Below are 24,094 nucleotides of genomic sequence, written 5' to 3'. Positions count from 1 at the left end.
CCGTTCAATAAATTCCCCGAAGCCCAAACGTTCGTCTAACTCCCGCACCAGGACCAAGCCACCATCCGAGGTCACCCCTGAACCTTGGAAATCGACCTTCAACGAGCTATTGAAGGAGAGCTGAAAGGGCCGATTTTGTGCCTCACCCACCGCCACTCCACCTCCTCACCGCCCCTGATCGCGTCCAAAGCCACGTCTGCCAATGGCTCCGCTAGGTCCTACCACATTAGTAGCACACCTGGAAAATGGGAATCCGGGTCAAGATGTGAAGAGCAGTGCGTAACGGTTTGTAACCTGAAGAACAAATAATCGCCGATGGCGGGATGAGCCGAACACCGAATCTGCTACGATGAGGCTTCGAAGCGCTCTTTGTGCCAGCACCCAGCATTTCCAGCTCAAGGTGTTGGGAAACTCATTCGGCTTACGGTCCTCTCTCGAATCCGCAGGACTTACAAAAATGTCAGCCAAAATTGCGATCAACGGCTTTGGCCACTCAGACCGCATGTTTTGTCTGGCTGCGCTACACCACCCGGACCTCGAATTGGTCGCGATTAATGAGCTCACCGAGACTGCGTCCAACTGAAACCATGAGCAGCAGGAAACCAATCGGCGAAGCTGAGCTGGAAAGACTTCAGCACCAATCATTCAGCTACTTTCTGCATGAAACGAATCCAGACAACGGGCTGGTGATCGACAAGACCGCACCGGATTGGCCTGCCAGTATTGCCGCTACCGGCTTCGCGTTGGCGGCTTACCCCGTGGCTGTCGAACGCGGATTCATGCCGCGTGCCGCAGCGGTAGAACGAACGCTGACCACGCTGCGTTTTTTCTGGAACAGCCCGCAAGGCCCCGAACCCGACGCCACCGGCTACCAGGGCTTTTATTATCATTTTCTCGACATGCGGAGCGGCCGGCGCGCCTGGCAATGCGAACTGTCAACGATAGATAGCGCTTTTCTGCTGGCGGGTGCGTTGACGGCAGGAATTTATTTTGATGGGGATACCTCCGACGAGCAAGAAATCCGCACCCTCGCCGACCAGCTCTATCGCCGCGCGGATTTTCAATGGGCGCAAAACCGTGGGGCAACGCTGACGCACGGCTGGAAGCCCGAGAGCGGATTTCTCAAATACCGTTGGGCAGGTTACGACGAGGCGATGCTGCTGTATATCCTGGGGCTGGGCTCGCCGACGCATCCGCTGCCCGAGGAGAGCTACGCAGCATGGGCTTCCACTTACCGGTGGGAACACTGTTACGGACAAGAGTATCTATACGCCGGGCCGTTGTTCACGCACCAGCTCTCGCATCTCTGGATTGATTTTCGCGGCATTCAGGACGCGTTCATGCGCGTCAAGGGCATCGACTATTTCGAAAACAGCCGTCGCGCGACTTATTTGCAACAACAGTACGCGATCGACAACCCGCTCAAGTTCGCCGGCTATGGCCGCCATTGCTGGGGAATTACCGCGAGCGACGGCCCCGGACCCGGCACTATCAAACTGAATGGCATTGAGCGCCAATTCTTCGACTACGTGGGACGCGGCGTGCCGTGCGGACCCGATGACGGAACCATCGCACCGTGGGCCGTAGCGGCGTCGCTGCCGTTCGCCCCCGAGATTGTGTTGCCCGCGCTCGACTATTGCATACACCAGGCTAAATTGACTGAGCTGAACCCGTACGGCTTCAAAGCATCTTTCAACCCGACCTACCCGGTAAAATCCGTCAATCCCTATGGCTGGGTATCACCATGGCATTATGGGCTTAATCAAGGGCCGATTATCTTGATGATCGAGAACTATCGTACCGGCTTATTGTGGCAATTGATGCGAGACTGCCCTTACATCGCCAGCGGCTTGCAGCGAGCGGGTTTTGGCGGGGGGTGGTTATGAACGGCAGCGTCATCGCCTCGTGGCTCCTGGACCTGGTTGCGATCGCGCTCATGAACGCCGCCAGGAAGGGAGGTGCCTGATGACCACCTCCCGTTCGGACGCGCTAGTGCTCTTCGGTGTGACGGGCGATCTCGCCCACAAGATGATCTTCCCCGCTCTCTATGCGATGGCGAAACGGGGCACCCTGAAAATCCCGGTAATCGGCGTCGCCTTCCCGAAGTGGAGTCTGGCGCGTCTGCGCAAACGCGTGACGGACAGCATAAAGCAATCGGGCGGGATCGATAACCAGCGCGCCTTCCACCATCTTCTGTCCCAGCTCAAGTACGTGATTGGGGATTATAATGACCAAGGCACGTTCACGGCGATAAGGGAGGCGCTGGGTAACGCCCGGCGCCCGGCACACTATCTCGCCATCCCGCCCTCGCTCTTCGAGACGGTGATCAAGGGGCTCGGCGCCGCGAACCTGGCCGAGCATGCGCGCGTCGTTGTTGAAAAGCCGTTCGGACGAGACCTCGAGTCCGCGCGGGAGCTCAACCGCGTCGCGCAGAAAGTGTTCACGCGAGACTCGATTTTCCGCATCGATCACTTCCTGGGAAAGGAGGCGATCATGAACATCCTCTATTTCCGCTTCGCCAATTCCTTTCTCGAGCCGATCTGGAACCGCAACTACGTGGCCAGCGTCCAGGTAACCTTATCCGAGGATTCCGGTGTGGAGGACCGCGGCGCATTTTACGAAACCGCCGGATGCCTGCGCGACGTGATCGAGAACCACCTCTTCCAGGTGGTCGCGCTGCTTGCGATGGAATCGCCGGCCGATAGGGACTTTGGGGCCGTACACAGCGAGAAAGCCAAGGTCTTTCAAGCCATGCGCGCTTTGAAGCCCGACGACCTGGTGCGCGGCCAATACGCTGGCTACCGCAACGGGCCGGACGTGGCGAAGAACTCCGACGTCGAGACTTTCTGCGCGCTGCGGCTTTTCATCGACTCGTGGCGCTGGGGCGGAGTGCCGTGGTACCTGCGCTCCGGCAAATACCTGGCCGAAACGGCGACCGAGGTCCTGGTGGAGCTGAAGCCGCCGCCGCAGAGGCTTTTCGCCGACTCAGTGCCTGCCACTGGCCGCACCAACTATCTGCGCTTCCGGCTTTCTCCCAACTCGGCCGTCGCGCTCGCCGCTCGCGTCAAGCTCGCAGGAAAGGAGTTCGTCGGCGACCAGCGAGAGCTCCACCTGTTCGAACAAGGGCCGGAAGAGGAAGCGCCCTACGAGCGGCTTTTGACCGACGCGATGGCCGGCGACGGAGCGCTGTTCACCCGTGAGAACGCGGTTGAGGCCGCTTGGGCGGTAGTCGATCCAGTCCTTAAGAACCATCACCGGGTTCGCCCTTACAAGCGCCACAGTTGGGGGCCGAAAGAGGCTGACGCGCTAATCGCTTCAGACGGCCATTGGCACAACCCCAGCCTCAAGGAGGCATCCAGATGATGGGCCCACTGCAGCCGAGTTTCTGCTCGCCCTGATCGCAGCCGGCCACGCCGGCCACACCGTTTTGCCCAGGAGAGAAATGATGAAAGCGACCCAACAGCTCCACGAAATAGGCCAGAGCCTCTGGCTCGACAATATCACCCGCGGTCTGCTGACCAGCGGCACGCTCCGCCGCTACATTCAGGAGTTCTCGGTCACCGGGCTTACCTCGAACCCCACAATCTTCGACCACGCCATTAAGAACAGCCATGACTACGACGACGCCATCCGCCGGAAATTGAAGGAAGGCAAGTCGGGCGAGGCGCTGTTCTTCGAGCTCGCGATCGAAGACCTGACGTGCGCCGCCGACCTCTTCCTTCCGGTCCATGAGGCGACCAACGGGGTCGACGGCTGGGTGTCGCTCGAGGTCTCACCCAAGCTGGCCTACGACACGAAGAGCACAATTGCGGCGGCGCGAGAACTCCACGCGCGGGCGGCTCGGCCCAACCTCTTCATCAAGATTCCCGGTACCCGCGAGGGCCTCGCGGCCATCGAGGAGTCGATCTTCGCAGGCGTAGCCGTCAACGTGACGCTGCTCTTCTCGCGCGAGCAATGCGTGGCGGCGGCAGAGGCGTACATCCGCGGCATCGAACGACGCATCGCCGCAGGCTTGAATCCACAGGTAGCGTCCGTCGCCTCGCTGTTCGTCAGCCGCTGGGACGTGGCCGTAGCGGCGAAGGTCCCCGCAAGCCTCGAAAACCAACTCGGTATCGCCGTGGCCAAGCGCACCTACAAAGCGTACCGCGATCTGCTTGCTTCCGATCGCTGGCTGCGTCTCCTCAATGTCGGCGCACGCGCGCAGCGCATGTTATGGGCAAGCACCGGCACCAAGGATCCGAAAGCATCGGACCTCCTATACGTCAAGTCGCTGGCGGCCCCGTACTCGGTAAACACCATGCCGGAGAAGACCTTGCAGGCGCTCGCTGACCACGGCGACATCGGCACGACGATACCGCCCGACGGTGGCGACGCCGAGCAAGTCCTCGAGCGGTTCACGCAGGCGGGTGTCGACCTCGACGCTCTGGCGGCCGACCTGCAGCGCGAGGGAGCGGCGTCGTTTGTCAAATCCTGGGACGACCTTCTCGCCTGCATTGCGCAGAAGAGCGCTCAACTCAGGAGCTAGCCATGAGCACGAAGATTAGCCCGCTGGCAGGAAAGCCGGCCCCGCTCTCGATGCTGGTCAATGTCCCGAGGCTGGTGACTGCGTACTACGCGGAGCGACCCGATCCGTCGATCGCCGCGCTGGCGGCACCCACGCAGCAGCCGGAGACTGCGTCCAAGACAAATTTGGAGGGGAGGCGGCTGTGAGCGAACAAGCACGGGTCAGTCACCCGAAGGAGCCTCTCTTATCCACGGACGTAGAGGGATTCGATTCCCTTTCCGAGCTTGCCCTGGATATGCGTTCGTCGTGGAATCATGCCACCGACCAAGTGTGGCGGCAGCTGGATCCTGTGCTGTGGGAGCTCACGCATAACCCTTGGGTCGTTTTACAAACGGTCTCGCGGGAGAAACTCCAGCGTGTTTTAGCCGATCCCGCTTTCCGCAAAAACATTGACGATCTGGTGCAAGTCAGACGGCATGCTGCCGAGGCGCCCGCGTGGTTTCAGCAAACCTATCCGCAATCTCCGCTGAGCTGTGTTGCGTATTTCAGTATGGAATTCATGCTGAGCGAAGCGTTGCCCATTTACTCGGGCGGGCTGGGCAATGTGGCCGGTGATCAACTCAAGGCCGCCAGCGATTTGGGTGTCCCAGTCATCGGCCTGGGGCTGCTCTACCAGCAAGGCTATTTTCGCCAGGTGATCGACCAGGACGGAGCGCAACAGGCCCTCTTCCCATATAACGACCCCGGACAATTGCCGATCACACCGTTGCGTAGACCGGATGGGGAGTGGTTGCGGCTGGAGATCGCGTTACCCGGTTACTCGGTCTGGCTGCGCGTCTGGCAGGTTCAGGTCGGTCGCGTAAAGCTGTACTTGCTGGACAGCAATGACGCAGCGAATTACCCCGCGCATCGAAGCATTACCAGTGAGCTTTACGGAGGCGGGCCGGAGTTGCGCCTCAAACAGGAAATGCTGCTCGGGATTGGCGGATGGCGATTGCTCGCGGCACTCGGCGTCAAGCCGGAAGTCTGCCACTTGAATGAAGGGCATGCGGCCTTCGCGGTGCTCGAACGCGCCCGAAGCTTCATGGAGGAAACCGGGCGGACTTTCGAGGTCGCGCTGGCCGTCACCAGGGCGGGCAATCTTTTCACCACCCACACGGCGGTGGCTGCCGGCTTCGATCGTTTCGCTCCGGCGCTCATCGAGCAATACGGCGCTGGTTATGCACGTACGCAGCTCGGTATACCCCTCCACGATTTGCTGGCCTTGGGCCGCCAGAACCCGAACGACTCGTCGGAACCTTTCAACATGGCCTATCTGGCGGTTCGCGGGAGCGGGGCGGTCAATGGCGTGAGTCGCTTGCACGGGGAGGTGAGCCGGCACATCTTTCTGCCTCTTTTCCCGCACTGGCCGCAGGACGAAATCCCGGTCGGACATGTCACTAACGGAGTCCACATGCCGACCTGGGATTCAGCGGCAGCCGACGATCTTTGGACGCAAGCCTGTGGAAAGGACCGCTGGCTGGGGACGGCGGAGACCCTGGAGCAGGACATTCGCCGCATATCCGACGCCAGTCTCTGGCGATTTCGCGCCGCCGCCCGCAAGTCTCTTGTTAAGTACGCTCGCGAACGATTGTCCCGGCAATTGGCTGTATCCGGCGCGTCGCCCGAGATGGTTGATGGTGCGAAGCATCTGTTTGACAGCAATACGTTGACGCTGGGTTTTGCACGCCGTTTTGCAACCTACAAAAGACCGAACCTGCTGCTGCACGACCCGGATCGACTGCTGCGTTTATTGAACAACCCTCAGCGCCCGGTACAGCTCGTCATGGCCGGCAAGGCTCATCCGGCGGATCGGGCCGGGCAGGCCTTGATTCAGGAATGGATGCATTTCATCTGTCGGCCCGAGGCACGCCCCCATGTGGTCTTCCTCAGTGACTACGACATGCTTTTGACCGAGCAGTTGGTGCATGGAGTGGATGTCTGGCTCAACACGCCGCGACGCCCTTGGGAAGCGTGTGGAACGAGCGGCATGAAAGTACTGGTCAATGGCGGCATCAATCTGTCTGAATTGGACGGTTGGTGGGCGGAAGCCTATACGCCTGAAGTTGGGTGGTCGTTGGGGGATGGCAAGGAACGTGGCGACGATTTGGCCTGGGACGCGGCCGAAGCCGAGGCGCTCTATGACCTGCTCGAACGCGAGGTGATCCCCGAGTTCTATACTCGCGACGAACAAGGTATCCCCGGCGCCTGGGTGACCCGGATGCGGGAAAGCATGGCGCGATTGACGCCGCGCTTTTCCACCAACCGCGCGGTGCGCGAATACATCGAGCAATACTACTTCCCGGCGGCCTCAGCCTACCGTGAGCGGGCTGCCGACAAAGGCGCAATCGGCCTGCAGGTAGTTAATTGGCAGCACGCGCTGGAACAGAAATGGGCCGCGCTACGCTTCGGCGAAGTGACGTTTGAGACTCATAGCGAGCAGCACGTATTTGAAGCGCAGGTGCATCTCGATGACCTCGACCCCAAGGCGGTGCGGGTAGAGCTTTACGCCGACGGCGTCATGGGCGGCGCTCCCGTGCGGCAGGAGATGAAGCGCGTTCGCCAACTAGCCGGCGCGTCGGGCGGCTACGTTTACTGCGCGGCTGTGTCTGCGGCCCGCCGGCCAGCGGACTATACGGCACGAGTGATACCGCACTACGGCGGCGTTGCGATCCCACTGGAAGACCCACGAATCCTGTGGCAGCGATGATCCGACCGATGGAAGAAACGGAAGAAAAGGTAATGAAGAAAGCGACGGTGGACGAAGCGTCCGCCGCGCCAGCTATGGGCGTCATGTGGAGCACACGCCGAGATTTGTTCCAAAGATCGGGAGAAGTGATCATCTCTACGAGGTCGCACGACCGGTGAACCAGGCGTAGGAGGGCAATCCAATGGACTGGATCACGAGCTTTCTGCTGTTTGCGGTCTTTTTCTACGTGATGATGCGTTTCGGGTGCGGCTCGCATGCGGTGCATGGCTATCATCAACAGCATGCTAGCCAATCGGAAGCGGGCGACACCAAGGACCCCGTCTGCGGAATAAAGGTCGGTGCCGACAGCCACTATGCGGAGGTTTATCAAGGGCGCGAGTATCGCTTCTGCTCGCGCAACTGCCTCGACAAGTTCGACGCAGAACCACAGCGCTTCACCGAACAGGGGAGGGCCTCGGCATGAGATCGGGAATGTCTTTGGCCGCGACGGGCTTCGCGGCGAGCGGACTGCTCGCCATCTCGTTCGTGCTCTGCACCGCTCTCGATTTGATTCTGCCGGCGTACCAGATGCACATGGTTTGGGAGAGACTCCTGCCCGGCTTCGTCTGGATCAGCTTCGGCAGTTTTGTTCTGGGGTTGGTCGAGAGCATCGCCTACGGCTGGTACTTCGCGCTGATCTGGGTGCCGATTTACAACGTGGTGCTCAGTCAGCGGGAACAAAGACGGGTCGCCCGATAAGCCGAGCTTGATGGACAGACGTTCTACTTTTGCGGTGACCACTGCCGGCAGAAGTTTCTGTCAACGCCCGCTCAAAGCATCGCGGAGGGCGGTCGCTCAGGGTTGATGGAAGAACCATAGAAAAAATGACAGGTGACCCCCTATGAAAGAACACGAACACGCAACCAAAAATAAACCCGAAACTAAGCCAGCGCATGATGAGGTGGCCAAGAAGGCATACGACATCTATCTGAAGGAAGGTCGTCCGCAAGGACGCGACGTGCAGAATTGGTTGGAGGCCGAAGCTAAAATGCCGCAAGACGGACCCGACCACCATGCTTACATGGCGGCGGATTTCCGGAAACGGTTCTGGATCTCACTGGTCTTGACCCTGCCGATTCTCGTCCTCTCGCCGATGCTCCAAACGCTGGTGGGACTGCGAGAAGCCATTCGTTTTCCCGGCGACCTATATGTGTTGTTCGGTCTTTCTTCGGCGGTCTTTTGGTATGGCGGCTGGCCGTTTCTTAAAGGATTTTTCGAGGAACTCAAATCCCGCCGGCCCGGAATGATGACGCTCATCTCCGTCGCCATTGCTACGGCGTATCTTTACAGCAGCGCTGTGGTATTCGGGCTGACCGGCAAGATGTTCTTCTGGGAGCTGGCCTCACTCATCGACATCATGTTGCTCGGGCATTGGATTGAAATGAAGTCCGTGATGGGAGCTTCGCGGGCTTTGGAGGAGCTTGCCAAACTCATGCCCTCCGACGCCCACAAACTCATGCCCGATGGCAGTGTGAAAGACGTGCCTCTCGGCGAACTGGCGGTGAATGACAAAGTCCTGATCAAGCCCGGTGAGAAGATTCCCGCTGACGGTGTCATCGTGGCCGGCGAGAGCTCGGTCGATGAGGCAATGCTCACCGGGGAATCAACCCCCGTTACCAAAAAGACGGGCGCAAAAGTCATCGGCGGGTCCATCAACGGGGAAGGTTCGTTGACCATTGAGATCAAGAGCACCGGCAAGGATTCGTTTCTGTCGCAGGTCATCGATCTCGTCAAACAGGCCCAGGAAAGCAAATCAAAGACCCAGGACCTCGCCAACACCGCCGCGCTGTGGCTCACCATTATTGCCTTGGGGGGCGGCGTGATCACCTTCCTTATCTGGCAGGTTCTCATGGGCAAGGACTTCGCGTTCGCCATCGAACGCACCGTCACCGTCATGGTCATCGCCTGCCCGCATGCCCTAGGTCTTGCCGTGCCACTGGTGGTAGCCGTCTCCACGGCACTCGCCGCGACAAACGGCCTGCTCATTCGTAATCGCGTTTCTTTCGAAGGCGCCCGAAAACTGCAGGCCATCATTTTTGATAAGACCGGCACGCTTACCGAGGGCCGCTTTGGCGTGACCGACACACTGGTACTTTCGCAGGACATCGACGAAGAAACGCTGCGCAAGTACGCGGCCTCCGTGGACGCGAATTCCGAACATCCCATCGCCAAGGCTATCGCCGCTTCTTCGGAAAAGAAGCTGCCCGTTCAAAACTTTAAAAGCATCCCGGGCAAAGGCGCCGAAGGCAGAGTCGAGGGCAGAGAGGTCAAAGTGGTTAGCCCGGGCTTCTTGCGCGGACAGAATATCGACCGCACCGACAAGCGCGTCGAGCCGCTGCAAGCCCAAGGCAAGACGGTCGTGTTTGTCCTCGTTGACGGGAAGTTGAAAGGAGCGATTGCCTTGGCCGACATCGTCCGACCCGAGGCGAAGCAAGCCATCGATGCCCTTAGGGCGTTGAACATCCGCTGCATGATGCTCACCGGCGATAACAAAGCGACGGCCAAATGGGTCTCGGACCAGGTCGGACTGGACGAATACTTCGCCGAAGTCCTGCCGCAGGACAAAGCCGCCAAAGTGAAAGAGGTTCAATCCCGGGGCGTATTGGTGGCCATGACTGGCGACGGCGTGAACGATGCCCCGGCGCTGGCGCAAGCTGATGTGGGCATCGCCATTGGAGCCGGTTCCGATGTGGCGGTGGAAACCGCCGACGTGATTCTGGTGCGGAGCAATCCGCTGGATGTCGTGGCCATCGTGCAGCTTTCTCGCGCCACGTATCGGAAGATGATTCAGAACCTTCTCTGGGCCACGGGCTACAACGTCGTCGCCATTCCGCTGGCGGCCGGAGCGCTTTACGCGTGGGGCGTGCTGCTCACTCCCGCTTTGGGTGCGGTGCTGATGTCCGCGAGCACTGTGATTGTGGCCGTCAACGCGCGACTGCTGAGACTGAAGAAATGACCAAGCTGTTGAAGAACGGGAACAAAATTTTCGATTAACACGAAACAGCGTGAAAACCGGAATCAAAAGACATCTGATCGACGGAAGAAATGACGATGAAGAAAGCGACTGCAATCACCTGCGTGTTTCTGGATATCGGCGGTGTCCTGCTCACCAACGGGTGGGATCATCCTGCGCGCAAACGGGCGGCGGCGAACTTCAAGCTGGAGTTGGCCGAGATGGAGGATCGGCATCACCTGACCTTCGACACCTACGAAGAGGGAAAGCTCACGCTGGAAGAATATTTGGGTCGGGTGGTGTTCTATCAAAAGCGACCGTTCACCCGGGCTCAGTTTCAGCGCTTCATGTTCGCGCAATCGAAACCTTACCCCGACATGATCGAGCTGGTCGCGCAGCTCAAGGTCCGGCATGGGCTCAAGATCGCAGTGGTCAGCAACGAAGGGCGCGAACTGAATGCGTATCGGATTCGAAAGTTCAAGCTGGACAGGTTTGTGGACTCTTTCATTTCCTCCTGCTTCGTCCACGTCCGCAAGCCCGACGCGGACATCTTTCGGCTTGCGCTGGACATCGCCCAGGCGCCGGCCCGGCAGGTGCTCTATATCGAAAACACCCCGATGTTCGTCCAGATCGCGGAAGGTTTGGGGATTCGAAGCATTCTTCACGCGGATTACAAGTCCACGTGCGCGAAACTGGCTTCGTTAGGATTGCAGAATGCCGAAGGAGTCATCCATGAAACCAGCTAGCCCACGCATTCTGACGATCAATGGCGGCTCTTCGAGCATCAAGTTCGCGTTGTTTGAAGCTGGCGAGCCGCTGCGCCGCGCGTTGGACGGGAGTATCGAACGGATTGGCCTGCCAGACGCCACGTTTGCAGTCAAAGGTTCGGAGAACTTTTCCCGACCGTTGGCCGCGCCGAACCACACGGTAGCGGTGAATGTGTTGATGGATTGGCTCGAGAAACGCAGCGCGCGTGATGCATTGACCGCGGTGGGGCATCGCGTGGTGCATGGCGGGCCGAAGTATAGCAAGCCGCAGCGAATCACTGCGGAAATGGTTGAGGAACTGCACCGGCTCAGTCCATTCGATCCGGACCATATGCCCGAAGAGATCCTCTTGACCGAGGCATTTCATCGCCGATTTCCTGACCTGCCCCAAGTGGCGTGTTTCGACACGGCTTTTCACCATTATCTGCCGCAAGTCGCCCGGTTGTTGCCGATCCCGCGCCGCTACCAAGCGCAAGGGGTGCGGCGGTACGGGTTTCACGGGTTGTCGTATGCGTTTCTGGTGGGAGAGCTGGCCCGCCTGGCCGGATCGGAAACGGCACAAGGCCGGGTGATCCTCGCACACCTCGGCAACGGCGCGAGCTTGGCGGCGGTGCGTCACGGCAAATCCGTGGACACAAGCATGAGTTTCACCCCGACAGCCGGAGTGCCGATGAGTACCCGCTCAGGCGATCTCGATCCCGGACTGGTTTGCTATCTGGCGCGCACTGAAAAAATGAGCGCGAAGCAATTCAACGAGATGGTCAATTTCCAGTCCGGGCTGCTCGGCGTGTCGGAAACCAGTTCCGACATGCGTGACTTGCTCGGCCGTGAAACGCAGGACGTGCGGGCGGCTGAAGCGGTCGCGCTGTTTTGCTACCAGGTCAAGAAATGGATCGGCGCATTCGCGGCGGCGTTGGGCGGACTGGACACGCTGGTGTTCGCCGGCGGGATCGGCGAAAACGCGCCCATGGTCCGCGACCGGATTTGCGATGGGCTCGGATTCCTTGGAATCGAACTCGAAGAAAAGCGAAACGCAGCGAACGCGGGCGTGATTTCTGCGGCGGCCAGCAGGGTCGCTGTCCGCGTCATTCATACGGACGAAGAACTCATGATTGCCAAGACGGTTTGCCGCGTTCTCGGCCTTGGCTGAAAAAAAGGGAATTGAACCATGAAGACGACAACTCTTTCCCCGGAACTGCTCCACAAGATTGATGCATACTGGCGCGCGGCGAACTATCTGTCGGTCGGCCAGATCTATCTCTACGACAATCCGCTGCTGAAGGAGCCGCTCAAACTGTCGCACGTGAAGCCGCTGGTGGTCGGACACTGGGGCACGACGCCCGGCCAGAACTTCATCTATGTGCATTTGAACCGGGTCATCAAGAAGTATGACCTGGATATGTTCTACATCGCCGGTCCCGGCCACGGCGGCCCGGCGCTGGTGGGCAATACCTACCTCGAAGGCAGCTACAGCGAGATTTATCCGAACGTCAGCCAGGACGAAGCCGGGATGAAAGAGCTGTTCAAGCAATTCTCGTTTCCCGGCGGGATTTCCAGCCATGTAGCCCCGACCACGCCGGGATCGATTCACGAAGGTGGCGAGCTGGGGTACTCGCTCAGCCATGCTTTCGGGGCCGCGTTCGACAATCCGGGCCTGATCGTCGCGTGCATCATCGGCGACGGCGAAGCGGAAACAGGCCCGCTGGCGACCGCATGGCAGTCCAACAAGTTTATCAACCCAATTACCGACGGAGCAGTGCTGCCGATCCTGCACCTCAACGGCTACAAGATCAGCAATCCGACCGTGCTCGCCCGCATCGAGCATGAAGAATTGGAGGAATTTTTACGAGGCTGCGGCTGGACGCCCCATTTTGTCGAAGGTGATGAGCCGGAGAAAATGCATCAACTCATGGCCGGTACTTTGGAAGAGGTCATCGAAGACATTCGGCAAATCCAAAGCCATGCACGGAACAAGAACGACACCACTCGGCCGCGCTGGCCAATGATCGTCCTCAAGTCACCCAAGGGCTGGACGGGACCGAAAGTCGTCGACGGCCTGCAAATCGAGGGCACCTTCCGGGCGCACCAGGTGCCGCTGCTGGTGGATTCCGAGCATCCCGATCATGTCAAGCTGCTTGAAAGCTGGATGAAGAGCTACAAGGCCGAAGAGCTATTCGATGAGCATGGCCGTCTTAGATCGGAATTGGCCGAGCTGGCGCCCAAGGGCGAGCGGCGGATGGGCGCCAATCCCCACGCCAACGGCGGTATTCTGTTGCGCGACCTGCGGATGCCGGACTTCCATGTCCACGCGGTGGATGTGCCTTCGCCCGGCGCCGTCGACGGCCAGGATACGCTCGTGCTGGGCAAGTTCCTGCGTGACGTGGCCAAGCTGAATCAGGATCAGCGCAATTTCCGGATCTTCGGGCCCGATGAGACACTCTCGAATCTGTTGGGCGCGGTTTTTGAAGTCACCGACCGTCAGTGGGACGCCCGCGAAGCAAAAAATGATGAATTCCTCGCGCCAGCGGGACGCGTGGTCGATTCGATGCTCAGCGAGCATCAGTGCGAGGGTTGGCTGGAAGGATATCTACTGACCGGGCGGCACGGGCTTTTCAATAGCTATGAGGCCTTCATTCGCATCGTCGATTCGATGTTCAGCCAGCACGCCAAGTGGCTGAAGGTGACGTTGGAACTGCCCTGGCGCCGGAAGATCTCGTCGTTGAACTATCTGCTGGCCTCCCACGTCTGGCAGCAGGATCACAATGGCTTCACGCACCAGGATCCGGGCTTTCTCGACCACGTTATCAACAAGAAGGCCGATATCGTACGCGTCTACCTGCCGCCCGACGCGAATTGTCTGCTGTCGGTCTTCGATCACTGCCTGCGCAGCCGGCACTACGTCAACGTGGTGGTTGCAGGCAAACACGCACTACCCCAATGGCTGACGATGGACGCCGCGGTCGTGCATTGCAAGGAAGGAATTGGCATCTGGCAATGGGCCAGCAACGACCAGGACGCCGAGCCGGACGTGGTGATGGCCTGTTGTGGAGACACGCCCACGTTGGAGATTCTGGCCGCCGTTTCCATCCTCCGCGAACATCTTCCCGATCTGAAAATCCGCGTGATCAATGTCGTCGATCTAATGAAGCTACAGCCCAGCACGGAACACCCGCACGGGCTGAGCGATAAGGATTACGACTCGCTCTTCACCAGAGACAAGCACATCATCTTTGGCTTTCATGGATATCCATGGCTGGTCCACCGGCTGGCCTACCGCCGCACCAACCGCAACCTGCACGTCCGGGGCTACAAAGAAGAGGGTACCATTACGACCGCCTTTGACATGAGGGTGCAGAACGACCTTGACCGATTTCACTTAGTGCAAGACGTGGTGGATCGCCTACCGCATTTGGGCGCCAAGGGTTCCTATCTGAAGCAGATGATGCAGGACAAGCTCATCGAGCACAAGCATTACATCGACAAGCACGGCCAGGACCTGCCGGAAATCCGTAACTGGAAGTGGAAGTAGACGAGCGGTAATAGCGCCGACCCGAGATCATTCCGGATGGAGTCGAGAAGGCAGGGAACTGATGAATAAGATAAAGCACAGTCACCACCGGTCCGAAGGTCCAGATAGCGACAGTGTTCCTCATGGCTTCCATCGTCCTTACTGGAAACATGCGCATCATGATTGGCGTTTGTGGGTCGCCGTGATTTTGATGCTTGTGGCCCTGAGTATCTATGTGATGAGCGATGACCTGGCATGGCGACCTCGCAGTCAACCGCAGAGCGCCCGACCAAGGTCGGTCGGCGCTGTATGGAAGGAATCTGGCAGGAGTTAAAAGATGGCTACTGAGAAGAGTTCTCCAGAAGATGCGAAGACTGTAAACGATCCAAAGGACTCCGCGCCAGAAGGGTCCGAGGCAAGTACAGCTGAGTCCAAGGGTTCGAAGCCGAGCGTGGATGAGATTCGCAAGCGCGCCTTCGAAGTCTTTCAGGCTCGCCATGGTGAACGCGGCAGTGCGCTCGAGGACTGGCAAAAGGCCGAGGCCTCAGTTTCCGCAGATGCAGCCAAGACAGATGCGTCCAAGGCCGATGCTCCCAGGGCTGACGCTCCCAAGGCCGACGCCTCCAAGGCAGATGCGTCCAAAGGTGTCCAGATACCAGCTGATACCGGGACGATCCAGGAGGCGCTCACCAAGTTCCATTCGAGTATCGAGCATGGACTGACCCAGGAAGAAGCGGCGAGCCGGCTCAAGAAGGACGGTCCCAACGCGATCGAAGAGAAGCGCATCAGCCCCCTCAAGCGGTTCCTGACGTTTCTTTGGGGACCTATCGCGTGGATGATCGAAATTGCCGCGATACTCTCCGCAGTGGTTCGGCATTGGGAAGACTTCGTCATCATCTTTTTCATGCTGGCGCTGAACGCGGTCGTCGGCTTCTGGGAGGAATTCAAGGCCGACAACGAGATCGAGGCGCTCAAAAAGAATCTCGCACTGCATTCGCGAGTGCTGCGCGACGGCAAGTGGAGCGACGTCGAGGCAAAGACCCTGGTGAGTGGGGATATTGTCATGGTCAAACTCGGCAATGTCGTCCCCGCCGACCTGAAGCTGGTCGATGGCGACTACCTCAGCATCGATCAGTCGGCGCTGACGGGAGAGTCACTGCCGGTCGACAAGAAGAAAAATGACGTTGCGTATTCAGGATCAATCGTGCGAATGGGCCAGATGAATGGGCTGGTCGTCGCCACCGGAATGAACACGCTCTTCGGCCGCACCGCGCGACTGGTCGAGAGCGTTCAGACCGTGTCCCACTTTCAGAAGGCGGTCCTCAAGATAGGTAATTTTCTCATTCTGATCACGCTCGGCCTGGTCGCATTGATCCTGACAGTCGCGCTATTTCGCGGCGACCCGCTGGTCGAAACCCTGCTATTCGCACTGATTCTTACGGTAGCTGCAATCCCGGTCGCATTGCCCGCCGTCCTGTCCGTCACGATGGCCGTCGGCGCATCCGTGCTTGCCAGGATGAAGGCTATCGTGTCCCGCCTCGCCGCGATCGAAGAGATGGCCGGCATGGACATTCTCTGCTCAGACAAGACCGGAACGCTGACCAAGAACGAGCTCAAGCTGGGCAGCCCTGTGGTTTTCAAGGCGAGCAACGATCAGGACCTGATCCTGGGAGGAGCCTTGGCGTCGCGAAGGGAGGGCGGCGATGGCATCGACGAGGCCGTCCTCAAAGGTCTCAGCGATCAATCGGCGTTAAAAGCCTATCAAATCACTCATTTCACGCCTTTCGATCCGGTCAGTAAGCGAACCGAGGCCGAGGTCAAACACGACAACGCCACTTTCAAAGTCTCGAAGGGCGCCCCGCAGGTGATTCTGGATCTGGTCCATCCCGACGCGGACGCGCGCAAACAAGCTGAAGGGCAGGTTAACGATCTGGCGGCCAAAGGCTATCGTACCCTTGGTGTCGCGCGCACCGATGCCCAGGGAAAGTGGGAATTCCTTGGACTACTGTCTCTGTCCGATCCGCCCCGCGACGATTCAGCCTCGACCATCGCGACCGCGCGAAAAATGGGTCTGCAGGTTCGCATGGTAACCGGCGACAATCTCGCAATAGCGCGCCAGATATCGCGCGAACTCAAGCTGGGACCGAACATCGCGGTTGCGAGCGATCTTTTCCCCGACGGTAAGCCTGACGACAGTGACAAGATAGACGCGGCCGACGGCTACGCACAGGTTTTTCCTGAGCATAAGTTCAAGATCGTCAAGGCCCTCCAGGCGGGTGGACATATCGTCGGAATGACCGGTGACGGCGTCAACGACGCTCCCGCGCTCAAACAGGCTGATTGCGGCATCGCGGTAAGCGGCGCGACCGACGCCGCCCGCGCCGCCTCGGATCTGGTGCTCACGGCCACAGGTCTCTCGGTAATCACCGCCGCCATTGCAGAAGCGCGCAAGATATTCGAACGCATGAACAGTTACGCCATCTACCGGATTTCGGAAACCATCCGCGTCCTGCTCTTCATGACGCTCGCGATTGTGGTGTTCAACTTCTACCCCGTAACCGCGGTCATGATCGTGCTCATCGCGGTCCTCAACGACTTCCCGATCATGATGATCGCCTACGACAACACCATTGTAGCTCCACGCCCGGTGCGCTGGGACATGGAACGCGTACTCACGGTCAGCTCGGTGCTCGGCGTGATGGGAGTTATCTCTGCATTCGGCCTTTTCTGGATCGCAGAGAAATACTTTCACCTCCCCCGGCCCGTCGTTCAAAGCCTCATCTTCCTCAAGCTGCTGGTCGCCGGGCACCTCACCATTTACATCACGCGAAGCGTGGGAACGTTTTGGCAGCGCCCGTGGCCCAATTGGCGTCTGGTCGTTGCCTGCGAAACAACCCAGGTCATCGGAACCCTGGCCGCGGTCTATGGATGGGGCATGACGCCGCTGGGATGGAAGTACGCACTGTTAGTGTGGGGCTATGCGCTCGTATGGTTTTTCATCAACGACATGGTGAAGGTTGAGGTTTACCGCCTGATGCATCTGGGCACGGCACGCCATCAGCGCCACCTTGCGAGAGTCAACGCCAGCCTTCATCCGGCCCCAGTCCCCGCCAAGGCGGCCGCTCCGACCGCTTAAGGGCAGCACTGGATAGTCGTGTGTCGCAGATTTCCGAGGCCGTCGATCGAAAGGTCCAACCGCTTTTGGGCGCGCACCCAGCACCAGTTGGCGATGTCGGCAATCACCGAAATACCTCAATCTGTCCGGCATCAGGAGCGGTCCCCCTCATTCCCGCGCGGATTTGGGCTCGGTGCGATCATAGTGGCAGGCCGGGGAGGATACGTCCACGGATTCGTCGCCTGTACTCGATGTACGGCTGGCCGAGTTTCCGCTCGAGGCTCTCCTCCTCGATTATAGTTAGCAGCCACAGACCCGCCCACCACACGGGAACGAGAGCGATGCCGATCTCGGAGCGGAACATCACTGCCCAACCGAGGCACCACAACACATCTGAAAGATAGAGAGGATTCCTGACGATCCGGTAAAATCCTCCGGTCCTCAGGCTCACACCAGCCTCGGGCCCTGTGAACGGCCTGATCGCGAACGCAGGAAGCGCGAAAACCATTCCTGCGGCAAAGATCACGCCTCCGACAACCCAGATCCAGTCACCCGCCACGAGTCTCGGCTGAGTTACCGCGGGCAGGACCAGCACCACTCGCCCCAAGGTGAACATTCCCACGGTTACCAATCCCAGTGATCTAAATTTCCCCAGCCTCGTGCTGCCCACCCCGGCCGTGGCGCTTGCCAATCCGAACATGCTGACCAGTGCCCAAAAGAAAGGATCTCCGAAGATTCTCATGGATGGCTCCCGCTCACGGCGCGACGATCCATTTGCGGGCCTCTGATGTCTGGGCGGTCGTGAAGATTCTCATCTTTCCGGGCATCAGAAAGCGAAAAGCACCGACCAAATTCCTGATCCAGGCGACGTCGGTCACGACGGCCATCCGTTCCCAACGTGAAAGATGCTCAATTCCGAGTTTGAAATCTTCCCATTCGGCGCCGAAGTCGATTCCGGTGAATTGCGAACCCAGCTCGTAATAGAGCCGCAGCTTGGCATTTTGCTTCAGCGACTTTTTTATTGCCGGTATCACCACCTCTAGGTAGTCCTTTCTCGTCACTTCGCCCTTTGCCAGGATTCCCACTACATGGTCGGGAAGGCCTTCGATAATCTCGATCATAGTTCAGCACCTCCGGTAATAGTTGAGATTGCGTCGGCGTCGCGAAACAATCCGCGCATTGCGATCGCGGTGCCGCGGCGAATCTCGTTGCGCACCATTTCGGCGCTGATCGCGTCGTTCATCAGATAAGCGGTCATCCAGGTGAAGCAGACGCCGTAAAGGACGGTCGCCGCGGGCATGGGTTCTATGTCGGATGCGAGAATCCCGTCGCAGCGGTATCGCTCGAGCAGAGCGGCGAGCTGCGTCACCAGTTGCACATCGGCTTCGAACAGGCGCTGTCCCAGGGTGGACGGCTCCGCAATCGCAGCGCCGAACAGTTCGCGCCACAGCCGTCGGTCGTCACGCGTGAAGTCGTCGAAAAAAATCCCGGTGAACGCGGAAACCCCCGCGACCGGGTTGCGCGGCGGGTCTTCGAGGATCTTCCGTCCGCTCGCGAGCAGCGATTCCGTTTCACGCCTGACGATCGCGAGCAACAGCGCGGATTTGGACGGGAAATAGTTGTAGATCGTGCCGACCGCGAAGCCCGCGCGCCCCGCTACATCTTCCATAGCGACTTCGACGTAGCCCTTCCTGGCGAACAGTCGCTCGGCGGCCTTGATAATACGGCGCTCCCGCTCCTGCTTCTGCCGGTCGCGAAGTCCGACTGGTCGATTCTCTAAAGATGAATCCATTCATTATTTTATAGCGCCGGTCCACTCTCGTGGCAAGTAAAACTGAATACATTCATCTTTGAGCGAACGACCACTGGAAAAGGCTGTCAGAAAGCAGCCATGAGGCCCAAAACTCCGAAACACAAATGAGAAGCAGCATTCCGGTGCGGAGGCCGTGCGCGGCCCATTCGCGGTCACGACGCCCCTGGGGATGCCGGCCAGTACGCTGGTCCTGCCCGCGCTGCATGTCGACTTCGGGTACCTCCGGCGGCGCGGTGTGCAGAGTGGAGCAGATTCCGGTGATGAGATAGGGGGGAAGTGCTAGTTTCGCGTGTTTCATGCCAACGCGAGGCAGAACTGGCTGGTTGCGGCGCCGTGGAAAGCTCTTTGGACTCAAAATCTGGCTCGAGCTTCCCGTTTGCAAACCACCTGGTCTTGATGCGGGTCTGAATCAAGATTCAATATGGAAATTCCGGATTACACGAACGCCGTATTAATGCATTAGTTGCGGGAAGATGCTCACGATGGTCCTTGCCGCGTTAATGGTCTTCGCAGTTCTGGTCGGTCCCGTCTTTATCGGGCCGATCAAACGCAACGTTGAGCTTTTTTTCCTGGTGGCCGGAGTGGCGACCGCTTGTCTCATGGGACAATTCAGCTCGGCGCTAATCTGGGCAGCCCTGCGCGAGCCCTTGTCATTCACGCTGGCGGTTCTGGTGTTTGGCGCAGGGTTTCGCCTTCTGCGCGACTTTCTCGATGAACTGTTTGCCTCTGTAGTTCAAGTGCTCGACCCAAAGGCGGTCTGTTTTTTGCTAACGATCATTCTTGGGTTTCTCGCGGCAATCATAACTCCGGTTGTTTCTGCCTTGGTATTCGTGGAGGCGATTTCTGTACTTCGCCTTGAGCGGCCGGCCGAGATTTTCGTGACGGTATCTGCATGTTTCGCTATCGGTCTTGGCGCAGGCCTCACGCCTGTGGGCATGCCCGGAATCGCGGTGGTTCTGCACGCCCTGCATGCGGACTTTTGGTACCTGACCCGACTGCTTGGTCCCTTCGTTGTGGTCGGAATCGTGCTCAGCGCGCTACCGACGTTGCTTTTGCGGATTGGCTCAATCGAGTTGGAGCAGACCGTGGTAATCGCACCGCGGGATTCGTGGTGGGTTGTCCTCCTCGCTCGACCGGGTAAAGTGTATGTCTTTATCGCCGGACTAGTCGCACTATCGGAAGGCCTCAGGCCTTTGCTCGATGCGTACGTCCCCCGGCTCCCAAGTGAATCGCTATTTTGGCTCAATACGATTTCCGCAGTCGTCAACAATTCGACCCTGGCAGTAGTGGAGATGGGGCCGACGCTCAGCGTGAATCAGCAGCGCGCGGCATTGCTCGGTTTGCTAATCAGCGGTGGGATGTTTGTTCCTGGCAACATCGCCAACATTGTTGCTGCCAGCCGGCTGCGCATTACCAGCCGCGAGTGGGCGACGGTCGGCATGCCGATGGGAATCGCCATGCTGGGCATTTATTTTGCTGTACTAAAGGTTCTTGGCTGACCGGCCCCGTAATGACCTGAAAAAGGGGTCTTATTGTGGAAGCCTTTCCGCAGGCGGCGCCTGTCTTTGACTACAAGGTGGAGGATGCTAATTCGCGCTCGAGCGCGGCAATGGCACGGTCGAAGGTGTCGCCAAGTATCCAGCGGTTGCTGTCGGCAATTTTGTGAAAGCGTTCGACCGTGTGGGCAGTGGCTTTGATGTTGAGTTGGACGTTCCGCCCCGTGCGGTGTCGTCTAGGTTCAGGTTTTGCCGGTTCGGGCGATGAGGTTTGCCTTCTCGGCTCACGGCTCACGAAGTTCGCTGCTCCAGAGATTGTCTTGATCTTGTCGGGTGGAGTGAGGGATTCTCGGCAGGTCGGGGAACGAAGCCGCTAAGGTCTAGTTCGGCGTCGTCTCCGAAAATGCTCGCTCACCTGCCGTACGTCACGCGATCTCCGCCGTGGCTGGCTCGCCGCATTATGGCGGAGCATCCCGATGACTTCGGTGGCGAATTGCCGGGCGTTATTTGTTGCAGCGTCGCGATTTGTCACCTGTTGGGCGTCAAGGTCCTCCAAGGTCCCGCTAAAGGAGAAGATTGCTCAGACAGCCTCGCCCCCCCGGAAAGAGGTGGATTCAAAGTCTCGGTACCGATAGCTGGTACGCGAGATCGAAAATCTGATGCGTTCTTGCGCGATGGTTTTGACAGCCAATTTGACAGCCACGGGCTTGGACAAGGGCGGATGAAGGGTACGCGGGCGGAAATAAAACCCCGCAGTTTCGCTTGATTTGGACGCGCGAGGACGACTTTCCCACCACCTCTCACGTCGTGAACGCGGCTCAATTTCCTCCAGGCGTGAGGGCACCGATGCAGCGGCCCGCCGCGCGGATCGACGACAATGGAACTTCTGGAGGATTTCCAAGTCGCTCACTGTACACGCGTCCAAGACGCGTAGCGATCGCTATCGGTGCCTGCCGGAGCAGTTTGCAAAGCAATAAATCTGGCAGGGCGCTCGGATGAAAGAGCCTTTGATTTCCGCGCGACGAGGTGAGCAGCGGTGTTCGGGGCCAAATGCTGGAAGCCACCGAGCGAGCTTCAAAAACCAAAATTTCGTAGCTTTTCACGCTGCGCCGGTTGCTCAGAGCCATGAAAAATGGGTCTGGTCAGGTCTATATCGTGAAATCGGCTTATGTCTACGGTGCCACCTATGTGCCACCTAATCGCTGGCGACATCGTGGCGAATATTGGCTAAGTGCTTGATTTTATTGGTGGAGCTGACGCGGATCGAACGCGCGACCTCCTGAATGCCATTCAGGCGCTCTCCCAAACTGAGCTACAGCCCCACCGCAGGCGAGATTTTTCAGCTAACCGGATACCGTCCGTGGAGTCAACCGACCGGGGCCGCGCTTGTCATTGGAGATCGGTTTCATAACGGCGGCGAATTGGCGTCAAGCGCGCGTCATTCCCGGGCGCGATCGAGCAGTTCGCGCGCAGCGCGGCGGAATTTGTCGGATACTTCGCCGCCGAGCATCCGAGCGATCTCCTCGGTGCGATCGCCGGGTTCCAGAACCGCCACACGGCTGCGAGTCGAACCGCGCCGCTCTTCTTTTTCGACTGTGAGATGACGGTCCGCGAACGCCGCGATCTGCGCCAGGTGCGTGACACACAAAATCTGATGAAAGCGCGAGAGTTGTTTCAGTTTGCGGCCAACCACCTGGGCAACTGCGCCGCCGATTCCGGCGTCCACTTCGTCGAAAATCATCGTGGCAACACCGCGGCGCTGCGCCTCGAGGCGCTTGAGCGCGAGCATCACGCGCGAAAGCTCGCCGCCCGAGGCGATTCTCAGCAGCGGCATCGCAGGCTGGCCGACATTCGGCGACAGATGAAACTCGATCGTATCGATGCCGAACGGACCGAGCGCAACGCCGCCATGCACGAAGCCGGCTTCGTCCGAGCCGAGCGCGCCGAGCCGCGCCTCGAAACCCGGCGAGCGCATCCCAAGCGTCCTCAATTCGGCTTCCATCTTGCGGCCGAGCTCGGTGGCAGCGCGATGGCGAATCGAGGACAGTCTATTTGCATGCCCGGTGAGTTCGTCGAGCGCCGCCGCCATCGCGGCTTCGACTTGAGCTTTCGACTCGCCGATCCCTTCGAGCTCGCCAATCTCGGCCCGCGATCGCTCCAACGTCTCGATAGCGCTATCGATTGACCCGCCGTATTTGCGCTTGAGCCGCGTCAGTTCCTGAAGCCGGTTGTCGATTTCCTCCAGACGCGCGGGGTCCGCCTCGATCCTGGACGCGTACGCGCCGAGCGTGCGCGCCGCCTCCTCGAGGTTCGCGCGGGCCGACTTGATCATCTCGAGTGCATCGCCAAGCTTCGGATCGAGCGCAGCCGCATCGACCAATCGCGCCTCGACTCGCGCAACCGTATCTGTCGCCGCGCCGTCGGCGCCGTAGAGCGCCTGCTCGGCCTCGAGCGCGGCGGTGGCGAGCTTGCTTGCGTTGGAGAGCACGGTTCGCTCGCGCGATAGCGCTTCATCTTCGCCGGCGACGAGGCCGGCGCGCTCGAGTTCGGTCGCGCGGAACCTTGCCAGTTCCAGCAAATCCGCGCGTTCACGTTCGCGGCGGTTTAGTTCGTGAAGGCGGGACTGGATGTCTTCCGCGCGCGCGTAACGTTCGCGATAGGACGCGAGTTCATCATCGAGGTTCGCGTAACGATCGAGAGTCTCGCGATGGCTCTCGGCACGGAGCAGCGAATGCTGCTCGTGCTGTCCATAAACCTGAACCAACGGCGCGCCTATCTTGCCAAGGCTCTGCACGGTGGCGAGTTCGCCGTCGATCGTCACGCGCGAGCGCCCACCGCCCTCGGCGATCACTCTGCGCACGATCAACTCGCGGCGTTCGCCGTCGCGCCTGCGCTCGGCCAGTTCAGGCATCGCGGCCTCGCCCTCGAGCTCGAACCGTCCCTCGACGACTGCCTCCTTCTCGCCGGTGCGAATCATATCGGGCGACGCGCGTGAGCCGAGCAGCAATCCGAGCGCGCTCAAGATGATCGTTTTGCCGGCGCCTGTCTCCCCCGAAAGCACGTTGAGGCCTGCGCCGAACTCGAGATGAGCTTCCTCGATTATCGCGAAGTTGCGGATGTGCAGTTCGAGCAGCATCTGCGACGCGCGCG

The 24,094-nt window shown here is 59.4% G+C and carries 17 protein-coding genes and 1 tRNA gene; 13 read left to right on the top strand and 5 right to left on the bottom strand.

What is annotated here, in order from left to right; translation table 11 throughout:
- The first annotated feature begins 587 nt into the window (after positions 1-587).
- The 12 genes from ABR989_RS15090 (at position 588) to ABR989_RS15035 (ending at position 17,656) form a co-directional block, all read left to right on the top strand.
- Entirely contained in the window at positions 588-1,886 is a 1,299-nt protein-coding gene (locus ABR989_RS15090) for a glucoamylase family protein (protein WP_428130102.1), read from the top strand.
- A gap of 79 nt (positions 1,887-1,965) precedes the next feature.
- The gene (zwf, locus tag ABR989_RS15085) at positions 1,966-3,363 is read left to right on the top strand and encodes a glucose-6-phosphate dehydrogenase (RefSeq protein ID WP_428130101.1); all 1,398 of its coding nucleotides are present in this window, start codon (positions 1,966-1,968) and stop codon (positions 3,361-3,363) included.
- A gap of 82 nt (positions 3,364-3,445) precedes the next feature.
- Complete coding sequence (gene tal, locus ABR989_RS15080) at positions 3,446-4,525, top strand: transaldolase (RefSeq protein ID WP_428130100.1); 1,080 nt, start codon at positions 3,446-3,448, stop codon at positions 4,523-4,525.
- Between the two features lie 2 nt (positions 4,526-4,527).
- Entirely contained in the window at positions 4,528-4,710 is a 183-nt protein-coding gene (locus tag ABR989_RS15075; RefSeq protein ID WP_428130103.1) for a hypothetical protein, read from the top strand.
- On the top strand, positions 4,707-7,253 hold the full coding sequence (gene glgP / locus ABR989_RS15070; RefSeq protein WP_428130098.1) for an alpha-glucan family phosphorylase: 2,547 nt from the start codon (positions 4,707-4,709) through the stop codon (positions 7,251-7,253). Before ABR989_RS15075 ends, glgP begins: the two co-directional genes overlap by 4 nt.
- 181 nt (positions 7,254-7,434) lie before the next feature.
- Complete coding sequence (locus tag ABR989_RS15065; RefSeq protein ID WP_428130097.1) at positions 7,435-7,716, top strand: YHS domain-containing protein; 282 nt, start codon at positions 7,435-7,437, stop codon at positions 7,714-7,716.
- Positions 7,713-7,991: a DUF5676 family membrane protein gene (locus ABR989_RS15060; RefSeq protein WP_428130095.1), complete on the top strand. Its 279-nt coding sequence runs from the start codon at positions 7,713-7,715 to the stop codon at positions 7,989-7,991. The genes ABR989_RS15065 and ABR989_RS15060 overlap by 4 nt, the downstream gene beginning before the upstream one ends.
- Positions 7,992-8,133: 142 nt before the next feature.
- Complete coding sequence (locus ABR989_RS15055; RefSeq protein WP_428130094.1) at positions 8,134-10,248, top strand: copper-translocating P-type ATPase; 2,115 nt, start codon at positions 8,134-8,136, stop codon at positions 10,246-10,248.
- A 95-nt stretch (positions 10,249-10,343) separates the two neighbouring features.
- The gene (locus tag ABR989_RS15050) at positions 10,344-10,991 is read left to right on the top strand and encodes an HAD family hydrolase (RefSeq protein ID WP_428130092.1); all 648 of its coding nucleotides are present in this window, start codon (positions 10,344-10,346) and stop codon (positions 10,989-10,991) included.
- Positions 10,978-12,162 carry an acetate/propionate family kinase gene (locus ABR989_RS15045; RefSeq protein ID WP_428130091.1) on the top strand — a complete coding sequence of 395 codons (1,185 nt, stop codon included), beginning with the start codon at positions 10,978-10,980 and terminating at the stop codon, positions 12,160-12,162. Before ABR989_RS15050 ends, ABR989_RS15045 begins: the two co-directional genes overlap by 14 nt.
- Before the next feature lie 18 nt (positions 12,163-12,180).
- Positions 12,181-14,541 (top strand): phosphoketolase family protein, encoded by a 2,361-nt coding sequence (locus ABR989_RS15040; protein ID WP_428130089.1) that lies wholly within the window; start codon positions 12,181-12,183, stop codon positions 14,539-14,541.
- Positions 14,542-14,857: 316 nt separating this feature from the next.
- Complete coding sequence (locus ABR989_RS15035) at positions 14,858-17,656, top strand: plasma-membrane proton-efflux P-type ATPase (protein ID WP_428130088.1); 2,799 nt, start codon at positions 14,858-14,860, stop codon at positions 17,654-17,656.
- Between the two features lie 178 nt (positions 17,657-17,834).
- Here the strand turns inward: ABR989_RS15035 and ABR989_RS15030 are convergent, their stop codons facing one another.
- From ABR989_RS15030 to ABR989_RS15020, 3 genes are read right to left on the bottom strand one after another with little or no spacing between them, the layout of a single operon-like run.
- The gene (locus tag ABR989_RS15030; protein WP_428130087.1) at positions 17,835-18,377 is read right to left on the bottom strand and encodes a methyltransferase family protein; all 543 of its coding nucleotides are present in this window, start codon (positions 18,375-18,377) and stop codon (positions 17,835-17,837) included.
- A 13-nt stretch (positions 18,378-18,390) separates the two neighbouring features.
- Entirely contained in the window at positions 18,391-18,756 is a 366-nt protein-coding gene (locus ABR989_RS15025) for a SpoIIAA family protein (RefSeq protein WP_428130086.1), read from the bottom strand.
- Positions 18,753-19,427: a TetR/AcrR family transcriptional regulator gene (locus ABR989_RS15020; protein ID WP_428130085.1), complete on the bottom strand. Its 675-nt coding sequence runs from the start codon at positions 19,425-19,427 to the stop codon at positions 18,753-18,755. Before ABR989_RS15020 ends, ABR989_RS15025 begins: the two co-directional genes overlap by 4 nt.
- Positions 19,428-19,921: 494 nt before the next feature.
- On the opposite strand from ABR989_RS15020, the gene ABR989_RS15015 reads away from it, so the two are divergent.
- Positions 19,922-20,947, top strand: a complete 1,026-nt coding sequence (locus tag ABR989_RS15015) for a DUF1646 family protein (protein WP_428130083.1) — start codon at positions 19,922-19,924, stop codon at positions 20,945-20,947.
- A gap of 1,242 nt (positions 20,948-22,189) precedes the next feature.
- On the opposite strand, the gene ABR989_RS15010 is transcribed toward ABR989_RS15015, so the two are convergent.
- Positions 22,190-22,266: transfer RNA gene (locus ABR989_RS15010), tRNA-Ala, on the bottom strand.
- 116 nt (positions 22,267-22,382) lie between these two features.
- Positions 22,383-24,080, bottom strand: coding sequence for a DNA repair protein RecN (recN, locus tag ABR989_RS15005; protein WP_428130082.1), 1,698 nt, complete (start codon positions 24,078-24,080; stop codon positions 22,383-22,385).
- Positions 24,081-24,094 lie beyond the last annotated feature (14 nt).

Origin of the sequence: Binatus soli (SeqCode) (assembly GCF_050015535.1) — a bacterium.
Classification (GTDB): Bacteria; Desulfobacterota; Binatia; order Binatales; family Binataceae; genus Binatus; species Binatus soli.
This window is presented reverse-complemented; position numbering and strand designations above follow the sequence as displayed.

Bases quoted from the DNA above. Each gene is read 5' to 3' on its own strand.
- recN (WP_428130082.1), bottom strand. From the start codon at position 24,080: ATGCTGCTCGAACTGCACATCCGCAACTTCGCGATAATCGAGGAAGCT.
- ABR989_RS15090 (WP_428130102.1), top strand. From the start codon at position 588: ATGAGCAGCAGGAAACCAATCGGCGAAGCTGAGCTGGAAAGACTTCAG.
- ABR989_RS15065 (WP_428130097.1), top strand. From the start codon at position 7,435: ATGGACTGGATCACGAGCTTTCTGCTGTTTGCGGTCTTTTTCTACGTG.
- ABR989_RS15040 (WP_428130089.1), top strand. From the start codon at position 12,181: ATGAAGACGACAACTCTTTCCCCGGAACTGCTCCACAAGATTGATGCA.
- tal (WP_428130100.1), top strand. From the start codon at position 3,446: ATGAAAGCGACCCAACAGCTCCACGAAATAGGCCAGAGCCTCTGGCTC.
- ABR989_RS15050 (WP_428130092.1), top strand. From the start codon at position 10,344: ATGAAGAAAGCGACTGCAATCACCTGCGTGTTTCTGGATATCGGCGGT.
- zwf (WP_428130101.1), top strand. From the start codon at position 1,966: ATGACCACCTCCCGTTCGGACGCGCTAGTGCTCTTCGGTGTGACGGGC.
- ABR989_RS15020 (WP_428130085.1), bottom strand. From the start codon at position 19,427: ATGGATTCATCTTTAGAGAATCGACCAGTCGGACTTCGCGACCGGCAG.
- ABR989_RS15060 (WP_428130095.1), top strand. From the start codon at position 7,713: ATGAGATCGGGAATGTCTTTGGCCGCGACGGGCTTCGCGGCGAGCGGA.
- ABR989_RS15015 (WP_428130083.1), top strand. From the start codon at position 19,922: ATGCTCACGATGGTCCTTGCCGCGTTAATGGTCTTCGCAGTTCTGGTC.
- ABR989_RS15075 (WP_428130103.1), top strand. From the start codon at position 4,528: ATGAGCACGAAGATTAGCCCGCTGGCAGGAAAGCCGGCCCCGCTCTCG.
- ABR989_RS15055 (WP_428130094.1), top strand. From the start codon at position 8,134: ATGAAAGAACACGAACACGCAACCAAAAATAAACCCGAAACTAAGCCA.
- ABR989_RS15035 (WP_428130088.1), top strand. From the start codon at position 14,858: ATGGCTACTGAGAAGAGTTCTCCAGAAGATGCGAAGACTGTAAACGAT.
- ABR989_RS15030 (WP_428130087.1), bottom strand. From the start codon at position 18,377: ATGAGAATCTTCGGAGATCCTTTCTTTTGGGCACTGGTCAGCATGTTC.
- ABR989_RS15045 (WP_428130091.1), top strand. From the start codon at position 10,978: ATGAAACCAGCTAGCCCACGCATTCTGACGATCAATGGCGGCTCTTCG.
- ABR989_RS15025 (WP_428130086.1), bottom strand. From the start codon at position 18,756: ATGATCGAGATTATCGAAGGCCTTCCCGACCATGTAGTGGGAATCCTG.